This window comes from Arthrobacter sp. NPDC056493, from assembly GCF_042795115.1.
In the GTDB taxonomy this organism is placed as follows: Bacteria; Actinomycetota; Actinomycetes; order Actinomycetales; family Micrococcaceae; genus Arthrobacter.
In genome coordinates this window covers 16,175-35,711 of record NZ_JBHTSL010000057.1, presented here as the reverse complement: position 1 = coordinate 35,711, position 19,537 = coordinate 16,175, and the positions used below count along the sequence as shown (strand labels likewise).

Annotated in this window: 20 protein-coding genes; 5 read left to right on the top strand and 15 right to left on the bottom strand. The window is 64.7% G+C overall.

Annotated elements, in window-relative coordinates; genetic code table 11:
- Positions 1 to 117 precede the first annotated feature (117 nt).
- On the top strand, positions 118 to 1,521 hold the full coding sequence (locus tag ACFQ50_RS19390; RefSeq protein ID WP_377997266.1) for an MFS transporter: 1,404 nt from the start codon (positions 118 to 120) through the stop codon (positions 1,519 to 1,521).
- Here the strand turns inward: ACFQ50_RS19390 and ACFQ50_RS19385 are convergent.
- Both ACFQ50_RS19385 and ACFQ50_RS19380 read right to left on the bottom strand, forming a co-directional pair.
- Positions 1,484 to 1,825, bottom strand: a complete 342-nt coding sequence (locus tag ACFQ50_RS19385) for a hypothetical protein (RefSeq protein ID WP_377997265.1) — start codon at positions 1,823 to 1,825, stop codon at positions 1,484 to 1,486. The genes ACFQ50_RS19390 and ACFQ50_RS19385 overlap by 38 nt on opposite strands.
- Positions 1,826 to 1,906: 81 nt before the next feature.
- Positions 1,907 to 2,308: a hypothetical protein gene (locus ACFQ50_RS19380; protein ID WP_377997264.1), complete on the bottom strand. Its 402-nt coding sequence runs from the start codon at positions 2,306 to 2,308 to the stop codon at positions 1,907 to 1,909.
- A gap of 263 nt (positions 2,309 to 2,571) precedes the next feature.
- On the opposite strand from ACFQ50_RS19380, the gene ACFQ50_RS19375 reads away from it, so the two are divergent.
- Both ACFQ50_RS19375 and ACFQ50_RS19370 read left to right on the top strand, forming a co-directional pair.
- Positions 2,572 to 3,495: a LysR family transcriptional regulator gene (locus ACFQ50_RS19375; protein WP_377997263.1), complete on the top strand. Its 924-nt coding sequence runs from the start codon at positions 2,572 to 2,574 to the stop codon at positions 3,493 to 3,495.
- A gap of 156 nt (positions 3,496 to 3,651) precedes the next feature.
- Complete coding sequence (locus ACFQ50_RS19370) at positions 3,652 to 3,801, top strand: lmo0937 family membrane protein (protein WP_307105367.1); 150 nt, start codon at positions 3,652 to 3,654, stop codon at positions 3,799 to 3,801.
- Positions 3,802 to 3,821: 20 nt separating this feature from the next.
- Here ACFQ50_RS19370 and ACFQ50_RS19365 read toward each other — a convergent pair whose 3' ends face one another.
- The 13 genes from ACFQ50_RS19365 to ACFQ50_RS19305 all read right to left on the bottom strand — a co-directional run bounded on the left by ACFQ50_RS19365 (position 3,822) and on the right by ACFQ50_RS19305 (position 17,387).
- Positions 3,822 to 4,190, bottom strand: coding sequence for a hypothetical protein (locus ACFQ50_RS19365; protein WP_377997262.1), 369 nt, complete (start codon positions 4,188 to 4,190; stop codon positions 3,822 to 3,824).
- A 136-nt stretch (positions 4,191 to 4,326) separates the two neighbouring features.
- The gene (locus ACFQ50_RS19360) at positions 4,327 to 5,610 is read right to left on the bottom strand and encodes an MFS transporter (protein WP_377997261.1); all 1,284 of its coding nucleotides are present in this window, start codon (positions 5,608 to 5,610) and stop codon (positions 4,327 to 4,329) included.
- Positions 5,607 to 6,068 (bottom strand): MarR family winged helix-turn-helix transcriptional regulator, encoded by a 462-nt coding sequence (locus ACFQ50_RS19355; protein WP_377997260.1) that lies wholly within the window; start codon positions 6,066 to 6,068, stop codon positions 5,607 to 5,609. Before ACFQ50_RS19355 ends, ACFQ50_RS19360 begins: the two co-directional genes overlap by 4 nt.
- 176 nt (positions 6,069 to 6,244) lie before the next feature.
- Positions 6,245 to 7,393, bottom strand: coding sequence for an ABC transporter ATP-binding protein (locus ACFQ50_RS19350; RefSeq protein WP_377997259.1), 1,149 nt, complete (start codon positions 7,391 to 7,393; stop codon positions 6,245 to 6,247).
- Entirely contained in the window at positions 7,390 to 9,162 is a 1,773-nt protein-coding gene (locus tag ACFQ50_RS19345) for an ABC transporter permease (protein ID WP_377997258.1), read from the bottom strand. The genes ACFQ50_RS19350 and ACFQ50_RS19345 overlap by 4 nt, the downstream gene beginning before the upstream one ends.
- Before the next feature lie 9 nt (positions 9,163 to 9,171).
- Complete coding sequence (locus ACFQ50_RS19340) at positions 9,172 to 10,281, bottom strand: ABC transporter substrate-binding protein (RefSeq protein WP_377997257.1); 1,110 nt, start codon at positions 10,279 to 10,281, stop codon at positions 9,172 to 9,174.
- A 51-nt stretch (positions 10,282 to 10,332) separates the two neighbouring features.
- A complete protein-coding gene (locus tag ACFQ50_RS19335) occupies positions 10,333 to 11,199 on the bottom strand; it encodes an amidohydrolase family protein (RefSeq protein WP_377997256.1) in 867 nt (288 codons plus the stop codon).
- Positions 11,200 to 11,257: 58 nt separating this feature from the next.
- Positions 11,258 to 12,157 carry an ABC transporter substrate-binding protein gene (locus tag ACFQ50_RS19330; RefSeq protein ID WP_377997255.1) on the bottom strand — a complete coding sequence of 300 codons (900 nt, stop codon included), beginning with the start codon at positions 12,155 to 12,157 and terminating at the stop codon, positions 11,258 to 11,260.
- Positions 12,158 to 12,268: 111 nt separating this feature from the next.
- Positions 12,269 to 13,171 carry a hypothetical protein gene (locus tag ACFQ50_RS19325; RefSeq protein WP_377997254.1) on the bottom strand — a complete coding sequence of 301 codons (903 nt, stop codon included), beginning with the start codon at positions 13,169 to 13,171 and terminating at the stop codon, positions 12,269 to 12,271.
- 17 nt (positions 13,172 to 13,188) lie between these two features.
- Positions 13,189 to 14,844, bottom strand: a complete 1,656-nt coding sequence (locus ACFQ50_RS19320; protein ID WP_377997253.1) for a thiamine pyrophosphate-binding protein — start codon at positions 14,842 to 14,844, stop codon at positions 13,189 to 13,191.
- 12 nt (positions 14,845 to 14,856) lie between these two features.
- On the bottom strand, positions 14,857 to 15,933 hold the full coding sequence (locus ACFQ50_RS19315) for an amidohydrolase family protein (protein ID WP_377997252.1): 1,077 nt from the start codon (positions 15,931 to 15,933) through the stop codon (positions 14,857 to 14,859).
- 21 nt (positions 15,934 to 15,954) lie between these two features.
- Entirely contained in the window at positions 15,955 to 16,824 is an 870-nt protein-coding gene (locus tag ACFQ50_RS19310; protein ID WP_377997251.1) for an HpcH/HpaI aldolase/citrate lyase family protein, read from the bottom strand.
- Positions 16,824 to 17,387, bottom strand: coding sequence for an SRPBCC domain-containing protein (locus ACFQ50_RS19305; protein ID WP_377997250.1), 564 nt, complete (start codon positions 17,385 to 17,387; stop codon positions 16,824 to 16,826). Before ACFQ50_RS19305 ends, ACFQ50_RS19310 begins: the two co-directional genes overlap by 1 nt.
- A 284-nt stretch (positions 17,388 to 17,671) precedes the next feature.
- On the opposite strand from ACFQ50_RS19305, the gene ACFQ50_RS19300 reads away from it, so the two are divergent.
- Together ACFQ50_RS19300 and ACFQ50_RS19295 are read left to right on the top strand one after the other, a co-directional pair.
- Entirely contained in the window at positions 17,672 to 18,640 is a 969-nt protein-coding gene (locus ACFQ50_RS19300) for a hypothetical protein (protein ID WP_377997249.1), read from the top strand.
- A gap of 26 nt (positions 18,641 to 18,666) precedes the next feature.
- Complete coding sequence (locus tag ACFQ50_RS19295; protein WP_377997248.1) at positions 18,667 to 19,521, top strand: amidohydrolase family protein; 855 nt, start codon at positions 18,667 to 18,669, stop codon at positions 19,519 to 19,521.
- The last annotated feature ends 16 nt before the right edge of the window (positions 19,522 to 19,537 follow it).

Here is a 19,537-nt window from a genome sequence, read left to right as displayed (position 1 = left end):
CGCGGCGCGGTGATTCCTGCGCGTTGCGCTTATGGGAAGCGGACGACGGCGGGTGGGACCGCCGTCGTCCGCTTGCTGCCGTGTCCGTGCCCGTCAGTTCTCAGTAAACTGGGACGCATGACCGAGCAGGAACCGGCCCCGGTCCAGGACGCCGAGGCTCCCCGTCTGACCGATCCCGACGCCGTCGATACCTCCTTGCGCAGCCCGGCACAGCGGTCCCGCACCTTCGCCGGAATCCTGGTGAACACGGCGCTGGCCAACATCACCACCAGCTACCTCTGGTTCGCGCTGACGTTCTGGGTGTACCTGGAGACGCGCAACGTGATCGCCACCGGGGTGGTCGGCGGCGCGTACATGCTGTTAATCGCCCTTTCCAGCATCAGCTTCGGCACTTTCGTGGACCGCTACCGCAAGCTGGCGGTGATGCGCTTCGCCGCCGGCTTCACCCTGGTGATGTTCGTGTTGTCCGGAGTCATGTTCCTGCTGGCACCCACCGCCCTGATCCTGGACCTGGCCCGGCCCTGGTTCTGGATCTTTACCCTGATCATCCTGGTGGGTGCGGTGGTGGAAAACCTGCGGAACATCGCGCTGTCCACCACGGTCACCATCCTCATCGAGCCCGACCGGAGGGCCAACGCCAACGGGCTGGTGGGCATGGTGCAGGGACTGATGTTCATCGTCACTTCCCTGCTCTCGGGGCTGTCCGTCGGGCTGCTGGGCATGGGGTGGACGATCGTCGTCGCCCTGGTGCTCACCGCATTGGCCTTCGCGCACCGGCTCACCCTGCGCACGCCCGAGGAAGTGCGCGCGGCGGCCTCGGATGCGCAAGGCGGATTCGATCTGCGCGGTTCACTCGCTGCCGTGCTTGCGATAGCCGGACTGTTCGCGCTCATCCTGTTCTCCACGTTCAACAACTTCATCGGCGGCGTCTACATGGCGCTGATGGACCCGTACGGTCTGGAGATGTTCTCCGTGGAGATGTGGGGCGCCGTCTTCGCGCTCGGCTCCACCGGTTTCATTGTGGGCGGAGCACTGATCGGCAAGTTCGGGCTCGGTGCCAACCCGCTGCGCACCCTGCTCATCGCCGTGGCGGTGATGGGGCTCCTCGGTGCGGTGTTCACGCTGCGGGAGTGGGCATGGCTGTACGTCGCGGGCATCTGGCTGTATCTGGTCCTGATACCGTTCGTGGAGGCCGCCGAGCAGACCGTCATCCAGCAGGTGGTGCCGCTGCCCCGCCAGGGCCGGGTGTTTGGATTCGCCATGGCATTCGAGTCGGCTGCGGCGCCGGTCACCGCGTTCCTCATTGCCCCCATTGCCCAGTTCTGGATCATCCCGTACGCGCGCTCGGCCGAAGGCGCCGCCCAGCTGGCCCCGCTCCTTGGCGAGGGCACCTCCCGGGGCATCGCCCTGGTGTTCCTCGTGGCCGGAATCATCATGATCGCGGCCGCGTTGGGGGCTTTTCTTACGCCTGTGTACCGCCGCGTCACGGCCTCGTATGCGCGGGCGGCTGCAGACGGCTGATGGCGATGATCCGGACGGTCACTCCCACCAACACCAGAACGACGCCCAGCGCAATCAGGATCCAGGTAGGAGCCGCAGCCGCCCCGATGCTGCGGTAGCAGCCCGCCGCTGCTCTGGCGCCGTGGCGGAGCGCGTCGAATACCTGCGCGGCACGGCTGTCCGGCATCAGCGGGCTGCCACACAGCGGGCCCGTCTTCTGCAGGCCGAAGACGATCCCGGCGAGCAAAACAGCGAAGCCGGCTCCAATCAGCCAGAGCCAGCCCTGCCATGCGGCGGATTTCCGCCGGATCGTTATACCTCGCACGTCACTCCCTAGAAAACGGCGGTACCGAAATCATAAGGGGAATTGTCCTGAAACGGACGACGGCGGCCCGCCGTCGTTCGCTTAGGCGCAGCGGGCTGCGCGAGGCGCTTCGACAATGGCCAGCTGGCCGGTTTCGGGGACACCAGGAAATTGCAGCTGCGATGCTTCAACAATGGCCAATTGGCCGGTTTCGGGGACACCTGGAAACTGCACCTGATGTGCTTCAGGGGCGGGCGCCGGCGACTCCTGCGTGGCGCGCATCCGAAGAAGTGCTACCGCGGAAATGAGGAACCAGGCGACGTTCGTGACCACGGACGGCCAGGCTTCGTGGAATGCGCCATTGATAATGAAGGCACAAGAACCCAGGAGATTCGCCAGCTGGAAGCCTTTGCCGGCCTTCAGCCAACCCATGGACACAGCCAGGTACGCACTGAGTATCGCAACCGCGCCTGCCCAACCGGAGATTTCCCACAGCAGTTCCATGATGTCCTTTCAGGGTTGATGCCCGGCTGCCATCCCTCGTCGGAGTGGAGATGGCGGGCCATGTGTATGTGTTTCGGAATAGGCTCCATTGCCAACGGGATCAGGGCGCGTTCGAACGGCGTTTGCGCACCCGTACGGTCCGGGCCCCATTGGCTGGAGGGCCGGCCTCTATCCCTTACCTGTACTTTTAACAGCAATTATGAGGAAGAACTATCTTTAGATCAATTGCATTCCGCTGAAGACATGGTTTAGAACTACTTAACATGGATATAGATCCGCGCCGGCTGCGAGTTCTTCTTGCCGTTGCCCGTGCAGGCGGGGTGCTCGCCGCGGCTGACGAACTGGGGATTACGCCCTCGGCCGTGTCCCAGCAGCTCAACAAACTGGAGGACGAGACGGGCCACGCCTTGGTGGTGCGCACTCCCAAAGGCTCGGTTTTGACACCCGCCGGCCTCGCAATAGCGGAAGCCGGCGAGGAGATCGAACGTGCCCTCAGCGTCGCCCGCGCCCGGATAGAAGGCGGCGCCAACATCGCAGGGGTGGTGCGGGTGGGCGGATTCACCAGTTTTGTGCGCACGGTGGTGATCCCGCGCCTGCCCGAGTGGCGCGTCCAGTACCCGCAATTGCAGATCCGGATGATTGAGGACGACTTCCCTGCCTTGATGCGGCTGCTCCGGCAGCGTGCGCTCGACGCCGTCGTGGTGGAGCTCGATTCGACCACAGCCGGGAACCGTTCGCTTTCCGCCGGAATGACCGAAGAGCCCCTGCTGGACGAGCCCTGGAAGCTCGTGGTTCCGGCGGGCGCCCTGCTCACCACCGAGAACATCGATCTTGGCCGTCTTCCACTTCCGTGGCTCGGCGTCGAGTCATCAGCGGCCAACGCTTCGGTGCTCGGCCGGCTCCGTGAATCAACGGGCGCCCAGATGGAAACTGTGCATCAGTACGCGGACACGCTGACCGCTCTTGCGCTGGTCGCCGCGGGCGAGGGTGTCGCCATCGTGCCCACCTTGGCGTTGAGCGGCGTCAACCAGAAGGGGGTGGAGGTCCTGGACGTCCCCGGGCTGGGTACGCGGCGCATTGTTCTGTGGCGGTTCGACCGGCGGCGGTCAGCCAGCATGCCTGTGGACACGGTCGCGCGGCTCCTGCGGGAATCGGCTGCCGCGTTCGACACGCGGTCCACATCCTGACCCGCCCCGCCGGGTCCCTAATGTCCAGGGTTCCCTGGACAAGTAGGCGGTGCATGGCTATTTGCGGCAACCCGATCCGGGCATAGGGTGATAAGCACCACAGATGGGAAGCGTACTTAGCGTTTCCCATTCCGCGGACAAACAAAGGAGACTCTCATGTTGCTTTGGATAGCCATCATTATCGCGGTGCTCTGGCTTCTCGGCCTGCTCGGCAACATCGGCGGCGGGCTGATCCACCTGCTGTTGGTCATCGCCGTGGTAGTCCTGATCTTCCACTTCATCCGCGGCAGGTCCTCCCGCGTGTAGTTTGCCGCTGCGACCCGCAGCTACCAGGTGCGCTTCTGCGTCTTGACAACGTAGTGGCCGTCGCGCTCGGTGAACGTGACGAGGTACCCGCGTTTGGCGCCGTTGACCCGCATCTGGCAATCGGTGTGGGTACCGACCTTGATGTTTGGGAAGTTCTTGCACTCCACCCCTGTGATCTTGACTCCGGCACTCTTGGGGTGGGCACGGGCCATGAGCCGGGCCGCCAGGAGCTTGCCGCTGGTGGCGGCCGTGAATTTCTGGGCTGCCGGCTTAGCGGCGGGCACCGCAGTCACGGTAACTGTTGGCGCCGGAGCTGACGCGGCGCAGCCGGCCATCGCCAAGGCCCCAAACAGTGCCGCCGCCAGCAGAGTGGTACGCCTGATGTCCATCGCCGTCCTTTCGATCCAAAGTGAAGCACGCGCCGGCCGATATCAACTCTGCGGCGTATTCCTTGCGGAAAGGTTGGCGCGGGGGGACCTCACGACGCGGCGGCGCGTGCGGGCGCAATTGTCCGTTCGCGTTTTGCTAGCCGCTGGCGCTGCGGCTTGGCGCGTCATCTTTGTCCCCCAGGTCATGGATCTCCTGGGCCCCGGTGACCTGCTTGGCATCATGGCCCGACATGTAACCCATGACCAGAAGCGCGACGATGGCGCTTCCCATGCCGCCAATCGCCAAGGTTGACCGCACCCCGACAGTTTCGCAAAGCCACCCCAGCAAGGGGGCGCTGACCGGAGATGTTCCACCTACCGCGATGATGAAAAGCGACATCGTGCGGCCCCGCATGCTTGGTGCAGCCTCCAGCTGCACCAGCGACGTTGTGATGACCCGGTAGGCGACGCCCGCGCAGCCCAGCAGGAACAGCAGGACCAGCGTCACTTGGAGAACCGGCGCAATGGCGGCAAACACCAGCAGGGCTGAAAATGCGAGGCTGGCGGCAATGAGACGCCGGGTTGTGGCCCGGAGCGCGCCTGCAATTGCCAGCACGCCGAAAATGGCGCCAGAGCCCATCGCGATGAACATGGAACTGACGGTCTGGGCGTCACCGTGGAACACGTCCCGGGCGAGCAGCGGCAAAGTCACGGTCCATTCCCAGGCAAGGAGGCCCGTCACCGTCAAGAGAATCAACGGACCAGCGAGGCGGGGATTGGTCCGCACATATTTCAGGCCCTCCCGAACCTGGCCCTTGGAGCGGGCCGCAGGCACCGGAGGTTCCAGCTGATCAGCGCGGACGAAGGCCAGCGCCAGGAGCACCGCGCCAAAAGAGGCAGCATTCACGAAAAAGCTGGCCGCCATCCCAACTCCGGTAATGAGGACGCCAGCAATGGCCGGCCCAATGAGCTTGCCGGCATTGACGGTGATGTTGTTCAACGTCAGCGCGTTGGTGAGATGCTCGCGCCCCACAATCTCGGCGAGGATGGTTTGCCTGGCCGGCTTGTCGAGAGCCTCGACAGTGCCGATCACACCCGCCATCACAAACACGATCCACAACGAGACGTTCCCTGTTGCGGTTAGCACACCGAGAATGGCCGACGGCAGGATCGAGGCTGCCTGCGTGCAGAGCAGGATCCGCCGTTTATTCAGCCGGTCAGCCAGCAGGCCACCCCATGCGCTGAACAGCAGCGTGGGAACCGCCTGGACGGCCAGTGTCACCCCGAGGAGTGTCCCGGAATCGGTAAGCTCGAGCACCAGCCATGCCTGGGTGATCTTCTGTGTCCAGGTGCCGACCATCGACAGTGTCTGGCCGGAGAAAAACAGCCGGAAGTTTCGGTTGTGGAGTGAAGCGAACGTGGCAAGAAAGTAGCGCCTCATGCCTTGTTAGCCAGGAGTCGTTGCAGGGCGGGCAGGGCTTCCAGGATCCGTCGCTGATCGTCAGGCTGGAGGGCGGAGATTTGGCGAGCCAGATATTCGTCAGCCCGCAGGCTTGCGGAAGCCAAAAAGCGGTCCCCGTCCGGTGTCAGCTCCACCATGCAACTCCGCGCGTCGGCGGTGTCATGAACGCGCTGGGCCAACCCCATGTCCTGGAGCATTCCGATCAGCCTTGTCGCCGTCGGCCGGCTGATGTCCTCCAGTTCCGCAAGCCTGCCCATGCGCACACAACCCTGCCGCCTCAAGCTGGTCAGCGCGGACATTTGTGCGGGCGTCAGATCGGATCCCGAGTGCTTTTTCAATCGACGGGCAAGGCGCCCTACCGCGAGTCTGAGAGAGTCGACGGGGGGATCGTCCGGAGGGAAATTCGGGTTGGCGTCGGGTGAAGTGAGAGGGATCATGGTCTCCTCTTTGTGTGTGGTGGGAAGTTTCGCGACATTCGGGCCCGGCCCCGGCCCGACCGGGGCACGCAGGATTCGGAACGGTCCGGGCCCGGGGAAGCCGCTTGCCGCGCAGCTTCCCCGGGTCATTGGCTTTCGCGGGTCATCGGGTCTGTGACCCTGTTGGCTGCCCCGGCCTACGAGGCGAGATACCGGGCGTGCGTCGGGTTCACCCGCACTACGACGTCGTCCCCGGGCCGCGCTGTCAGGGCGGCTGGAGCAGAGGCTGTCAGCTTCGTTCCTGCCAAGTCGATGACCAGTTCCAGCCGGTCTCCGAGGAATTCGGCCCCGATGACCCGGCCGGACATCTCGTTGCGGTCGGAAAGGCCGTTTCGCGAGTATGTTGCCGCGTCTATCTCGACGTTCTCCGGCCTGACGCAGACATTTCCGCCAAGTGCCGTCGTCGTCGTTTCCTGCCCCTCACCGGCACACAGGAACGTGCCCACGTCTGTCTTGGCGAGAACCCCGCCGGACACGCTGGTGACCTCGCGGGCCGGGATCAGGTTCGCGCTGCCGATGAAGTCTGCGACGAATGCTGACTTCGGTTGCTGGTAGAGCCGTTCCGGCCGGTCGATCTGTTCGATTCGGCCCTGGTTCATGACCACGACGATGTCGGAGAGCGCCAGGGCCTCTGCCTGGTCGTGAGTGACGTAGACCGAAGTGACGCCGAACTGTTCCTGGAAGGCGCGAAGCTCCAACCGGAGTTTCGCACGCAGCTTGGCGTCGAGGTTGGACAGCGGCTCGTCGAGCAGGAGCACCTCGGGCTCGGAGAGCAGTGCCCGCGCCAGGGCCAGGCGCTGCTGTTGGCCGCCGCTGAGCTGGGTTGCCCAACGGTCGGCGTAGGCGGACAGGCCCACCTGTTCCAGCATCTCGAGGGTCCGCTGCTTGATGTTTTGCTGTCCCTTGCGGTTGCGGCCATGCCGGAGCGGGAATGCTGCGTTGTCGAGCACGGTCATGTGCGGCCAGATTCCGTATGACTGCGGGACCATCGCAATCGGCCGGTCTTCGGGCCGGATCTGGATACTCCGGGCTCCGTCGAATACCGTCTGCCCGGCCATGATGATCTGGCCGTCATCCGGCTGTTCCAGCCCGGCAATGCACCGCAGGGTTGTGGTTTTGCCGCAGCCGCTGGGACCGAGGAGCGTGACAAACTGGCCCCTGGGCACCTCGAACGAGACACCGTCCACGGCGTAGGGCTGCTCGCCCTTCCGGGTTTTGGCGTAACTCTTGCGAAGCTCGTGGATGGTGATCGAGCTTTCAGTAGTAGTGCGTGTCATGTTGCTCATGCTTCCTTCTCAGAGGCCCCGCGCCGGTTTACCAACAGGACCGCAATCATTGAAATCACCAGGATGATTACCGCCAGCGCACTCGCTTGCGGGTAGTTGACACTCGAAGTGAATGTGTCCCAGACCTCGACGACGAGGGTCCGGTTGTCCGCGCTAGTCAGCAGCAGTGCGATGGGCAGTTCTCCGAGGGCGTGGGCGAAGACCCAGAGCCAGCACTTCCACAGCGCCTGGCGCAGCAAGGGAAGCAGGATTTTTGCGGTCACCGTGAAGGGTGATGCCCCGGTGACGCGGGCGGCTTCGATGAGTCCCTCGTCCAGTTGCAGTAGCGCTGTTTGGACGAGCCGCGACCCGCGGGGCAGGAAGCGTGTCACCAGCGCCACGATGATGATCCAGACCGTGCCGTAGATCGGGATGGGAATGAAAAGGTACAGGAACAGGACTGCGGCACCGAGCACAACGCTGGGGATTCCGAAAACGAGATATGTCGATTCGAACAGCACTGCGCTGCCACGGAAGCTGCGGCGGTGGGCGGCGACGGCGATCCACACTGACATCGCCGTCGTTGCGGTCGCGGTGACCAGCACCACGATCGCGGTGTTCAACATGACCTCGCCCATGCCAGGGTCCGTCAGGATCTTGGCGAACTGGGCGAATGTGAGGTCGGACAGGCCGTCCCAGCTAATGGGGCGGGAAAACGGCGACAGGCTGGTCCACAGGAGAGCAAGAATCGGCAGGACAATGCCGATCAGCATGTACAAGGCGACGACGGTGAAGACCGGGATCCGCCATTTGCCCAGCGGCGTCCGGGATTGGCGGTACGCCTTGCCGACCACGACTTTGAACCGGTGGGTGTCCCGGATGCGTCGCCGGTAGATCAGCAGCATGGCGAAGGACAATACGAGGATCAGCACGCCGTAGGTGGTTGCCTGGCCGTAGTTGGGTGATCCTGTGGGCGGTTCCAGGGAGTGCTGGATCAGGCTGCTGAAGACGAAGATCTGGTCGGGCAGGCCAAGCAGGGCCGGGATGGAGAATCCTTCGAGAACGACGACGACAAACAGCATGGTCGCGGCGGAAACGGCCGGCCCGATCAGCGGGAACACGATGAGCCGCAGCCGGCGCATCAGAGGGGCACCGACAGCCGCGGCCGCCTCCTCGAGCTCAGGGTTCAGCCTGGCGAACGCCGGTGCGATCATCAGGTACATGCTCGGCACCCCGAAGATGCCCATCACGACGATCATGCCGGGCAGTGAGTAGATGTCGATCGAAAGTCCCAGCGTCTGCCGGATGATGATGGCAAGTGGCCCGTTGGCCGGGTTTGCGACGAGGGCCCAGGCGATTGCCATGACCACCACGGGCACAGCCATGGGAGCCAGCGCCATTGGCGCCAGGATCCTCCGGCCGGGGATATCGGTCCGCTCGAAGAGATAGGCGAGGGCGACGCTCAGCACTAAGGCAACCAGCACGGAACCGACGACGTAGATTGCCGTATTGAGGGTGACCTCGCCGAGCCGGCTCGACTGGAATACGTGCACATAGTTGTCAAAGGAGAATCCCTTGACGTCGAAGGGCAGTTTGGTCGTTGATGCCTTGAAACTGCTGTAGAAGAGGACTACCAGCGGGACAACAATCAGGTAGCCCACGAGCAGGATCATCGCTACGTTTAGAGCTTTGCTGCCCAGTCCGTGGCGGGTTCGGCTGACCCGTGCCGGCTGCTCCGGCGGCGGCGGCGCTTCGCCGATTGCTGGCGCCTCTGTTGCGTTGACTGTCATGTGGATCGCCTACCCAAGGTCCGTTCCCAGGGCCTTTTGAGCCTTGGGGAAGAATTCGGCCAGGGCGTTGTAGTGGTCGATCGTTCCCGTTGAGTGCCACGTGATCTTAGCCGTGCACAGTGCTTTCACGACGGGGCTCTGGCCGGGGTTCGAACAGTCGGTTTCCTGGGGGATCCGTGAGTTATAGGTTGTTGCCAGTGCTGCCTGCGCCTCATCTGAGGACAGGAACGAGGTCAGCAGCACTGCCGCCGCCGGGTGGGGCGCACCCTTTGGCATGTAAATGAAGGTCTCATTCGTGTTGGTCGGCGACAACGGCGCCAGTTCAACCGGTGCCCCGGATTTCTGGGCCTGCAGGACGAGGTTGATGAGGCTGGTGCCGATGTCAACCTGCCCGCTTTCGATCAGCCCCTCGGACTGGGTGGTGTTCGGCGTGAAGTGCGGCTTCTGGGCGGCAAACTGCTGTGCCCAGGTCAGTGCTTTGGCCTCGCCGAGGGCAGGATCAAGGTTCCAGACGGTCATGAAGGAAGCCCGCGACTCTGCACCGATCTGTGCGTCTTTCCAGCGCGGCTTGAGGAGGTCATCCCAGGTGGTGGGGACATCCGCGGTGGTCACCATCGTCTTGTTGTAGGCCCAGACCTTCGGGGCAGCCCAGATGTAGACGGCTTTGTCCTCGAAGAAGATGTGCTCCTTCTTAATGCCGTAGGTAGCCCAGTCCACGCTGTCGGCGAGTTCCAGGGAGGGCGGTACGGTCAGTTCACCCGCAGCGGCGACGTCCACGGAGACTTTTCGGGCTGCCTGCTCCATCTTGAGTTGGCTGACCTGGTCCGGGGCCTTGGTGTTGGTGTATTTCACCTTGATCCCGGGGTATTTCTTCTCGAAGAGGTCAATGGCGGGCTGCATCTGCTCCAGCGGTTTGGGTGCCGACCATGCGACCTGGCCTTCGCTTTCGGCCTGCTTGACCAGATCAGGCATCGAGGCGGGGAGCTTGGCGGCTGCGTCGCCGGTTCCCCCGCACGCTGAAGCGGTGACGGTGACGGCCGCGAGCACGGCCAGCAGCCTGAGACTCAGCCGGCTCCGGCCGAATGAGGCCCGTGCGCTGCTGTTTGTCGTGTTGTTCATGAGAGTCCTCCTGGTATTAGTCTGCGCCGGCGGCTTTGACGGCGTCGACGGCTAACGGGCAACCACTGCCGCGCTGTAGATTCGGGATGCGTTGCCGCCAAGGACCGCAGCTCGCTGTGCCTCGTCGAGATCGGGCAGGTGCGCCTCAATGGAGCCACGCAACTGCGCGAGGGTTCCTGCGGAGGCGGGGAAGTTCGATCCCCACATGAGCCGTTCCGCGCCGAACGTTTCTACGAGCCGGCCGAGCACCTCGGTGACGTTGGCGTCCGGTTCGTCCGTCAGGCGCTTGATGGCCGGAGGCGTGATCTTGAGGTGCACCCCGGCGAAGCGGACGAGCTGCCCCAGTTCATCGAGATGCGCGTAGGGCGGGCCGCCGGCGGCGTTGGGGCGGCCGGCATGGTCAAGCAGCACCGTCATCGTTGGGCGGGCCTCAAGAACCTGGACAAGCTTCGGCGCGTCTTTTGAGTGCATCTGGATGCACACCGGGACGTCGTTGGCTGCCACATAGTCCCAGACCGCGTCCATCCGCTCGTCGGAGACACCGGAGCCCGGCGTCGGGACCTTGGTGGTTCCGTCGGAGACCCTGATCCGGACGCCGCTGAAACCCTGCTCCTCGATCAGCTCCTGCAGGTCCGTCACGGCAGAGTCGGCGAGGAAGTCGACCGCGCCGACCCCGACGAGGCGGTCGGGGTACCGGGCCAGGGCGGCGGCCGCATAGCGGTTGTCAAAGCCGTACACCGTCGAGGCGTGCACCAGGGCTGCCCGCTCCACGCCTGCATCATCCAGGCTGCGGATCAGTCCGTCGACGTCGACGGGCCGGACCTGGGACCATTCCGAGCGGGTTCCGCCGAGCGGCTTTGCCGGGTAGGTCCCGGTGTCGGCCGAGATGGCGTGTGTGTGGGTATCGAAGTATTGCATCAGTCCTCCTCGGGACGCGGGTACAGGGTGTGGGGGCAAGGAGCCGGGCGCTTCCCGGTCACGGCTCCCCCACGTATTTCTCGAAGTCGGCGAATATTTTCTCGGCGGACAGGTCTGTCCGGATGATCTCTTGTTCCCGGGCGTAGCGGATGGCGGTCTCAAGGGTTGCCAGCAGGCTGTCGGTGACGCCGTACTGGATGACCATCTCCCGGGTGGTCCCGGTGGGAACCTCAGGCCGGGCAGCGTCGATGCTCTGCTGCAACGCCCGGTAGACAGCGCGAACGCCGTCGGGGTGGGCCTCGGCCAGTTCGCGTCGAACAACGGCCAGGTGGTTGATCGGCACCCAGCCGTGTTCCTGGTGGTACTGGTCCTGGCGTGCTTTCCAGTCCGGCAGCAGCGGCTCCAGGCCCGGTACGTGGTCGGCCGATCGTGCGCCCATGACGACGGCGGATAACTCACCTGCCGTGAGCAGGTCCACGAGCTTCCGGTCTGTGCGTTCCACGTTGACGGGCTCGTCGGCGGAGGCCACGTGCGGACCTTCCGTGGTCACCCAGGTGACGTCCTGGGAACGCAGTCCGTACGTGTCGGCGAGCATCCCGCGCACCCACAGGCCCGTCGTCTGGCTGTGGGCGCGTACCCCGAGCCGCCGGCCGGCGAGATCCTCAGGGCTGAGCCGGCCCTCGCCATTCCAGATGGAGATCGACCGGTGGTGGAAGTTGCCATGCAGGACCACCGGCAGGGCGACAACGGGACGGTCTGCTTCGATTGCCTGGAACAGCGTGGCGATTGCCAGCTCGCAGACGTCGTAGCCGCCCTCACGCACCATCGGAGCGAACGCCCGGTGGATCGGCTCGACCTCGACAAATTCCAGGTCGACTCCCTCAGCGACGACCGTGCCGTCCTTGAGGGGGCGCGTGTGCTCGTAGTCGCGCAGCGCCACGGTCCATGGGATGGTCATCGAAGCTCCTTTGCCAAATGACGTTTTGTTATACAATCCGCCCTAAAAGTAGCAGTGATGCCCGCCACATTCAAGGGGGTTGCGGTCATTTCGTACAACAATCTGAACATCCTAGCCACCCAGTCGGGAGGCCGGAACACCCAAGGCCGCGCACGTGCGTGCCACCAGCTCGTCGTAGTCCACGGGGCGGGGCAGCAGTTCCTGCTCCCACGCGTACTGGGCCGCGGCGGTGACCGCAGGGCGGAGGGCAGCGAAGCCGTAGGGTTCCAGGGGAACACCTGCGGCCGATCCCTTTCGGGCCTCCAGCCGCTCGGCGACAGCGTCGTACAGGCCGCAAACGGCGCCGCCCAGTTCCCGGGCAGCGCTTTCGCGCACGGCGAAAATGTGATTGACCGGAACGTAGCCCACCTTCTCGGCCCATTCCTTGGACGCGGTCGCGGCGTCGGGGATGACGCTGCGCACACTTGGATCGTCGGGACGGTCGTTGCCCATCACGGCGAAGTCGACGCGCCCTTCCAGCAGGTCCTTCGCGAGGCTGGCTCCGTCGTCGGCGCGTTCGACCCATGAGGGTTCAGCCTGCTCCGCGATGTGCCCGCCTTCATAGGTACGCCAGCGCACCGACCGCAGGTCCACGTTGTACTGGTGCGCGAGGAAGCCGCGCACCCACATGCCTGTGGTCTGGCTCCAGGCCCGCACGCCGACGGTGCGGCCGGGCAGGTCATCAACGGAGAGCTGCTGGGTGCTGATCAGGGTCTGGTGCTGGTGCCGGCCCAGGGCGGTGAGCGGGAGGAACAGCACCGGCCGGTCGTGCGCCACCGCCTGGAGCATTGTCACGATCGCGATTTCGCTGACCTCAAAGCTTTGCCCTCCGACAAACGACTTGAATCCGTTGTGGACCGGGCGCAGGGGTGATGCTGTCACACCTCCCACCGATGCGTGCGACTCCAGGGCGGTGAGCGCCGCTCCGGCGAGCTCCTCGTCGTTGATCAAAAACTTAATTTCTGCGGTCGTCATTGACGTGTTTTCCTTTCTCATACTTCCTCCGCGTGCCACAGACGCCGGTAAGGGATGCTGATGACTTCGCGGGTGATGCGGACATCGATGACGGTGGGCGCCGGGTTTGCGATGAACTCCTGCACGGCGGCCTCGAGCTCGGCGATGGTGCGCACCTGTGATCCGCGTCCTCCAAGGGCCACCGCAGCGGCGCCGAGGTCCGGGCACGGGATGGCGGTAAGTTCAGGGTTCAGTCCGTGTGCCCCCGACTTGTGGAATTCCGCTCCGAGCGCCTCGTCGTTCATGACAACAACCAGGACGGGCCACTTGTATCGGCAGGCGGTGTCGAACTCCGCGAGGTGCATGATGAAGCTGGCGTCGCCTTCAACCACGAACGTGGGCTTCTCCCCGCGGCCGACGCTCCATCCCATCGTGAGCAGCGGAGCCTGGCCGATCGCTCCGAAGAGGCCGTAGTTCGAGACGATTTCGCGCGGACGCGTAAAGAGCATGGTGCCGAAGTCGGTCTGATGGCCGCTGCCCATCACGAGCGGCAGCTCCGCGGGTGCCAGGCGGTCGAGTGCAAGGATCACCTCGCGGGGATCCAGGCGGCCGTCTTCGTGGTGGAAGTCTTCCTTGAGGGCGTCGGCCGTGCGGAGGGCTGCGGCGATGTTCGGCGTGTGGTAGCCGCCGCCGTGTTCCGGGGTGTCCGGCAGTGCCTTCACGATCGCTTCCAGGGACGGGCGGGCGTCGCCCCGGACATAACAGTCCACGGGCTGGCCGGTTCCGGTGACCACCTGCTCGGCGTGGTCGAGGTGGATGATCCTGGCCGTCGGGTACAGGTAGCCGTGCTCGGTGGTGAAGTGGTTCAGGCTGGCCCCGACAGCGATGAGGCAGTCGGCTTCCTGCAGGAGTTCGTGGGCCGTGGCCGTGCCGTACAGGCCGGAGATGCCCGCGAAATAGTCCGTGCGGTCGCGCAGCCAGTTTTTCGTCTGGAGCGTCGTGGCGATCAGGGCGTTGGTCTTGTTTTGCAGCGCAAGGACCAGGTCCCCGACGTCGGCGGCGCGTGCGCCCTTGCCCACAAGAACCACCACCCTTTCGCTTTCGGCCAGGATCCTGACGGCCTCGTCGATGCGCTCGGGTGCAGGCTGTGCCAGGGCGTTGTCGATCAGCGCGGTCGAGGGAATGTAGACGGGTGCGCCGTCGAATTCTGCCTGCTGAACATTGGTGGGCGCGCTGACCATCACCGGCCGGGATGTGGTCCGGGCCAGCCAGAAGGCCCGCTGGACAGCTTCCTGGGCGCGCGTCGGGGACGAGACCTGGACGAATCCGCACTCAACGCCTTCGGCGAATTTTGCCTGGTCGAGATACTGCGTAGCCCCCAGGTCTCCCAGCGCGACTTCGCCGCTGAAGATCACCAGGGGCGTCCTGGCGCGGCTGGCGCACACAAGGCTGGTGGCGAGCTGGGTGACGCCGGGCCCACTCGTGGTCGATGCCACTCCCGGTTTCTGCGCCCCTCGCGCCCAGCCGTCGGCCATGGCCAGCCCGGAGCCCTCGTGGCGGGCCTCGAACAGCGTCGCCCCGCGCTCGGCCATGGCGTACATCCAGTGCATGTTGGCGTCGCCGGTCATGCCAAAGATGTGCGTGGTTCCTTCGGCGATAAATGCGTCCGCCAGTGCTTCATAGACCTTTGTCATGGTTGCTCCTCGTCAGTGTGCGGCCGTAGTGGCGCCAACCGGAGTGCCGGTTGCGGGTGGAATTTGTCCTCGTTCCTCGAGCCGCTGGCGCAGCCGCGGGAATACTCCCAGGGCGTTGCCCGCAGCGATGGACTCCAGCTGGGCCTGATCCGCGAAGTCCAACGAGTCGAGCAGGAAGCGGGTGTCGTCGTAGCGGTGGCCGGTTTCGGGGTCGACGCCGCGGACGGCCCCGATCATCTCGGAGGCGAACAGGATGTTCTTGGTCGGGACGGTGTCGATCAGGAGCTGAAGCCCGCGCGAGCCGTAAACGCAGGTGTCGAAGTAGAGGTTGTCCCCGATGATGTCGGCCAGGTCGCCGCGGCCCTGATCGTGCATGACCCCCTGGTAACGGCCCCAGTGGTAGGGGGCCGCGCCGCCTCCGTGCGGCAGGATCAGCTTCAAATCGGGGAAATCCCGGAACAGGTCGGACTGGACCAGCTGCATGAACGCCGTGGTGTCGCCGTTGAGATAGTGAGCACAGGTTCCGTGCACGGCAGGGTTGGCCGACATCGAGGAATGCACCATGGCCGGCACGCCAAGCTCCACCATCGCCTCATAGAGCGGGTAGTAGTACTTGTCCGTGATCGCGGGGGCCTGCCAGTAGCCGTCGGAGGGATCCGGGTTGAGGTTGGCGCCGACGAAGCCGAGCTCCTCGACGCAGCGGCGCAGTTCCTCGACGGAGGCCTGGATGTCGCCGCCGGGTGACTGGGGGAGCTGGCACACGTTGGCGAAGCTGTCCGGAAAGAGCACCGAGGCGCGGTACACGGTGTCGTTGGCCAGCCGGCTCCAGGTGAGGCTGGTCTCCTGGTCGCCGTAGTGGTGCGCCATCTTGCCGGCGATGGGTGACAGCAGTGCCAGGTCGATGCCGTGCTGGGCCTGGAGCGCGAGCTGACCTTCCGTGAGCGCCGCGGCGATCTCGTCGTCGGAGATTTCGACGCCGTCGGCTGGGAGGTGGCGGCCGTGCTGCTCGATCTCGGCGATCTGGCGGTCACGCCAGGTCTTGAGGGCGTCGGGAACGGTGGTGAAATGCGCGTGTATGTCGATGTACATGGTCTTGTTCTGCTCTCCTGGTTATCGGGCGGTGCCGGCTGCAGCCGCGTCGGCGAGGTTTCGGCCGCGGACCAGACCGGGGTAGGTCACCACCGGGGCGGTCATCAGGAACTCGTATCCCTTTTCCAGGACCTCGTCGACATTCTTTTCGGTGACGTGCGGGTGGCCGACGGGGACTCCCCGGGCCTTGCAGACCTCGACGATCCGGTCACGGTGGGCCTGCACGGTCGGGTGCTCAAACTGGCGCGGCACGCCCAGCTCCTGGCTCAGGTCGCCTTCCCCGACGAGGATCAGACCTACGCCGGGGACCTGTTCAAGGATTGCGTCGAGGTTTTCGACTGCCCGGACGCTTTCGATCATGAGCCCCACCAGGATCTCCCCCTGCGGCGCGAGCGGCCAGACGTCCGCGAGTTCGTAGTATTCACCCACCGGCACGCCCCAGTAACGCGCGGCCCAGGCGGGGCTGTCACCGCGCAGGCCAAAGGGTTCACGGCTCTCGTCCTGGTTGATGCTGGGGTACCGGCATGCAGCCACGGCGTTGCGCGCATCGCCCACGGTGTCCACGTGAGGCCACACGATGCCGTAAGCCCCCAGATCAAGGGCCTGCTTGGCGTGCCATTGTGACCGTTCCCCGCCATTGGGCGGAACCCTGACCAAGGGGGTGGTCCTCGGCGCCAGGCTGTCGGCGTCGAACACCTGCCGGCGGTCAAGCAGGTACTGCATGGCGTCCTTGAGCTGAGGAACGTCCCACGGCTTGTGCTCTGCCTCAAACAGCAGCGCATCGTAGCCGGCGTCGCGGACTGCGACCGCTCCGGCGGGGTCGGGCGAGGCGAAGGTGGCGAAGACCCGTTCGCCCTTTTCAAACTTGTCGATGATGCGGTTGAGTCTCATCAGTTTCCACTTCCTTCCGTGGAGCTTCCCACCCGCGCACCGGCACCCCGGAACAAGTTCCCAAGACGCGGTTTGCGCTCAGTGCCGGCCTCCTGGAGGCCTGCGGTGTTCGGATCGAGCCGCGCGCATGTGCTGATGAGGCTCTCGCTGAACGATTTGGTCATTCGGTCGACGACGATCGAGGCGCCGGTCGTAATCAGCGAGGCAAGTGCTCCCCCGATGTCGATCTGGCCGTCAAGGATGACGACAGATCCATCTGCAGCAGACTGGACGCTGTAGTCGGCGTGGCCCTGGACGCGGGTTGAACCCCGGCTGTCGCTGCCTTTCGCCTCAAGCCGCCCGGTCCGGGCGTCCTCGTCAAGGACCAGGTTTGCCCGGGCCTTGAACGAGACCTTGATGGCTGCGAAGCGGACGGCCATCAGGGCATCAAAGCTGCCGTCGTCGTGGAATTCGCCCAAGCGGGAGCCGTCGATGCAGCCCACCACTTTGTGGGGATCGGAGAGGACGCTCCAGACAACGTCCGGCGGATGGGGAACTGATACGCGCTGGGTGATGGTGATCAAGAAGGGCTCCGGTTCAGTAGACGGTCCTTGTCAGAGGCCAGGCCTGCCGTCAGTGGCGGAATGTGGGCTTGAGAAGCGACCGTGACTCGTTTTGTATAACAACATTGACGGTAGCACTATGTTGGCGAAGTTGTGAAGGGGGCCACAATTTATTGCCCAGAACAGACGCCATCCGCTTGATCACTGGAGTTTTTAGAACAAATCAGTGATTTCACGAGGGCTCTGGCGCTCGGTGCCGCGCGTGCTACAGTGATCGTATTGTCCAACAATCAATGGAGGTCTTGGTGGAACATCTAACCGTCGCCTTGGGCGACTATCCTCATTCAGCGGCCGTTCTCGACGGCCCCGCGGCCGTCGAGGGCTACGTGGTCAAGCCAATCGAGGTCAAGCCGATCATCGCGGCCTATCGCAGGATGATCCGCGACCTGGAGTTCGACGTATGCGAGCTGGCCCCGGTCTCGTACCTGATGGCTCGCGAAGCCGGGGTGCCGATCACCGCGATACCGGTCTTCCTCAACCGGCGGTTCCACCACGGTGACCTTCAGTGCGCGCCGGGATCCGGCGTCGTGGTGCCAACCGATCTTGAGGGCCGCCGCGTTGGCGTCCGGGCATACTCGGTGAGCACCGGCGTGTGGGGCCGCGGCATTCTAGACGAGGACTACGGGGTGGATCTGAAATCGATCACGTGGGTCATCGACGACGATGACCACGTTGAGGGCAAGGTGCCCTCCAATGCGGAACGGGTCACAGACGGGCGGTCACTGGGTTCGCTGCTCCTTGCCGGCGAGGTGGACGCCGCCTTCACCGGCAACGCGGGCACGGGACGGGCGGGTGCACCCACCGCCGGCTGGGAATCGGCTACCCCCGTCACCCAGAACGGTGAGACCTATCCCCTGTTCCCGGACAGCGACATCATTGAGCGGGATTCATACCTTCGCACGGGCATCTACCCGCTGCACTCGGTGATTGTTGTCCGCAATGAACTGGTAGAAAAGGATCCCAGCCTGCCGTCTAAGCTCTACGCCGCCTTCGCGCAGAGCAAGCAACTGCACCTGGACGAGGACCACGCCTGGGCCGCGCTGCCGCGCCTGGCCAAGCAGGGACGCATGATCGGCGCGGACCCGATTCCGTACGGACTCGAAAGCAACAAGGCAAGCATCGAAGCGCTGCAGCGCTTCAGCCGGGACCAGGGCCTCACGGAGGGAAACCCGGGCGACCCGATCTTCGCACCCGGCACTTACGCAGACTGCTGAACAACCACGACCCAAGAAGGAGACACATGGACATCGTCGACAGCCATTGCCACATCCTCGCGTCCGACACGGACACCTACCCCCGGGCACCGCTGGGCGGCCACCAGTCCGTCTGGGCCAGTGAACGCCCCGTCACGGCGGAACAGCTCCTCGAACGCATGGACCAGACCGGCATCGCCCAGGCCGTCCTCGTGCAGGCCACCACCGCCTACGGCTATGACAACAGCTACGTTCTCGACTCGGCAGCCCGCTGGCCAGACAGATTCGTTGCCGTCGGAACATTCGACCCGCTGGCGGCCGACGCCGGCGGGCGGCTGCGGGCCGGCGTCGAACGCGGTTTGGCCGGGGTCCGGCTGTTTACCACCGGCAGCACGGTTTCCGAGCAGGGCATGTGGTTCGCGGACGAAGCGACGGACGAATTCTGGGCGGCTGCGGGCCAGGAACAGGTCCCGGTCTGCCTGCAGCTCCGGCTCGGTGACGACACCGCACCGGTCCTCAAAGACCTGCTCTCGCGCCACCCCAACGCCACGATTCTCCTGGACCACTGTGGGTATCCGGACGTGCGCACCTCGCCCACGAAAGCCGCCAACGACCTCACAGCACTGGCCGGTCATTCCGGGCTTCACCTGAAATTGACGCACCGCACACTGGAGGGCCTTGACGATATCGGGGACAGGGCGCGGGACTTCCTGGACCCCGTGATCGAGGCATTCGGCGCGGACCGGATCGGCTGGGGCTCGAACTGCCCGGCAGCCGAACAGCCTCTGGATGAGTTGCGCGCCCTGGCGGAACGGGTCTTGAGCCTGGTGTCCGCGGAGAACCGCTCCGGCATTTTCAGTAGCACCACCAGGCGTCTTTACCCCGCGCTGGCCACGACCTGATAAATTCGCCATGTGT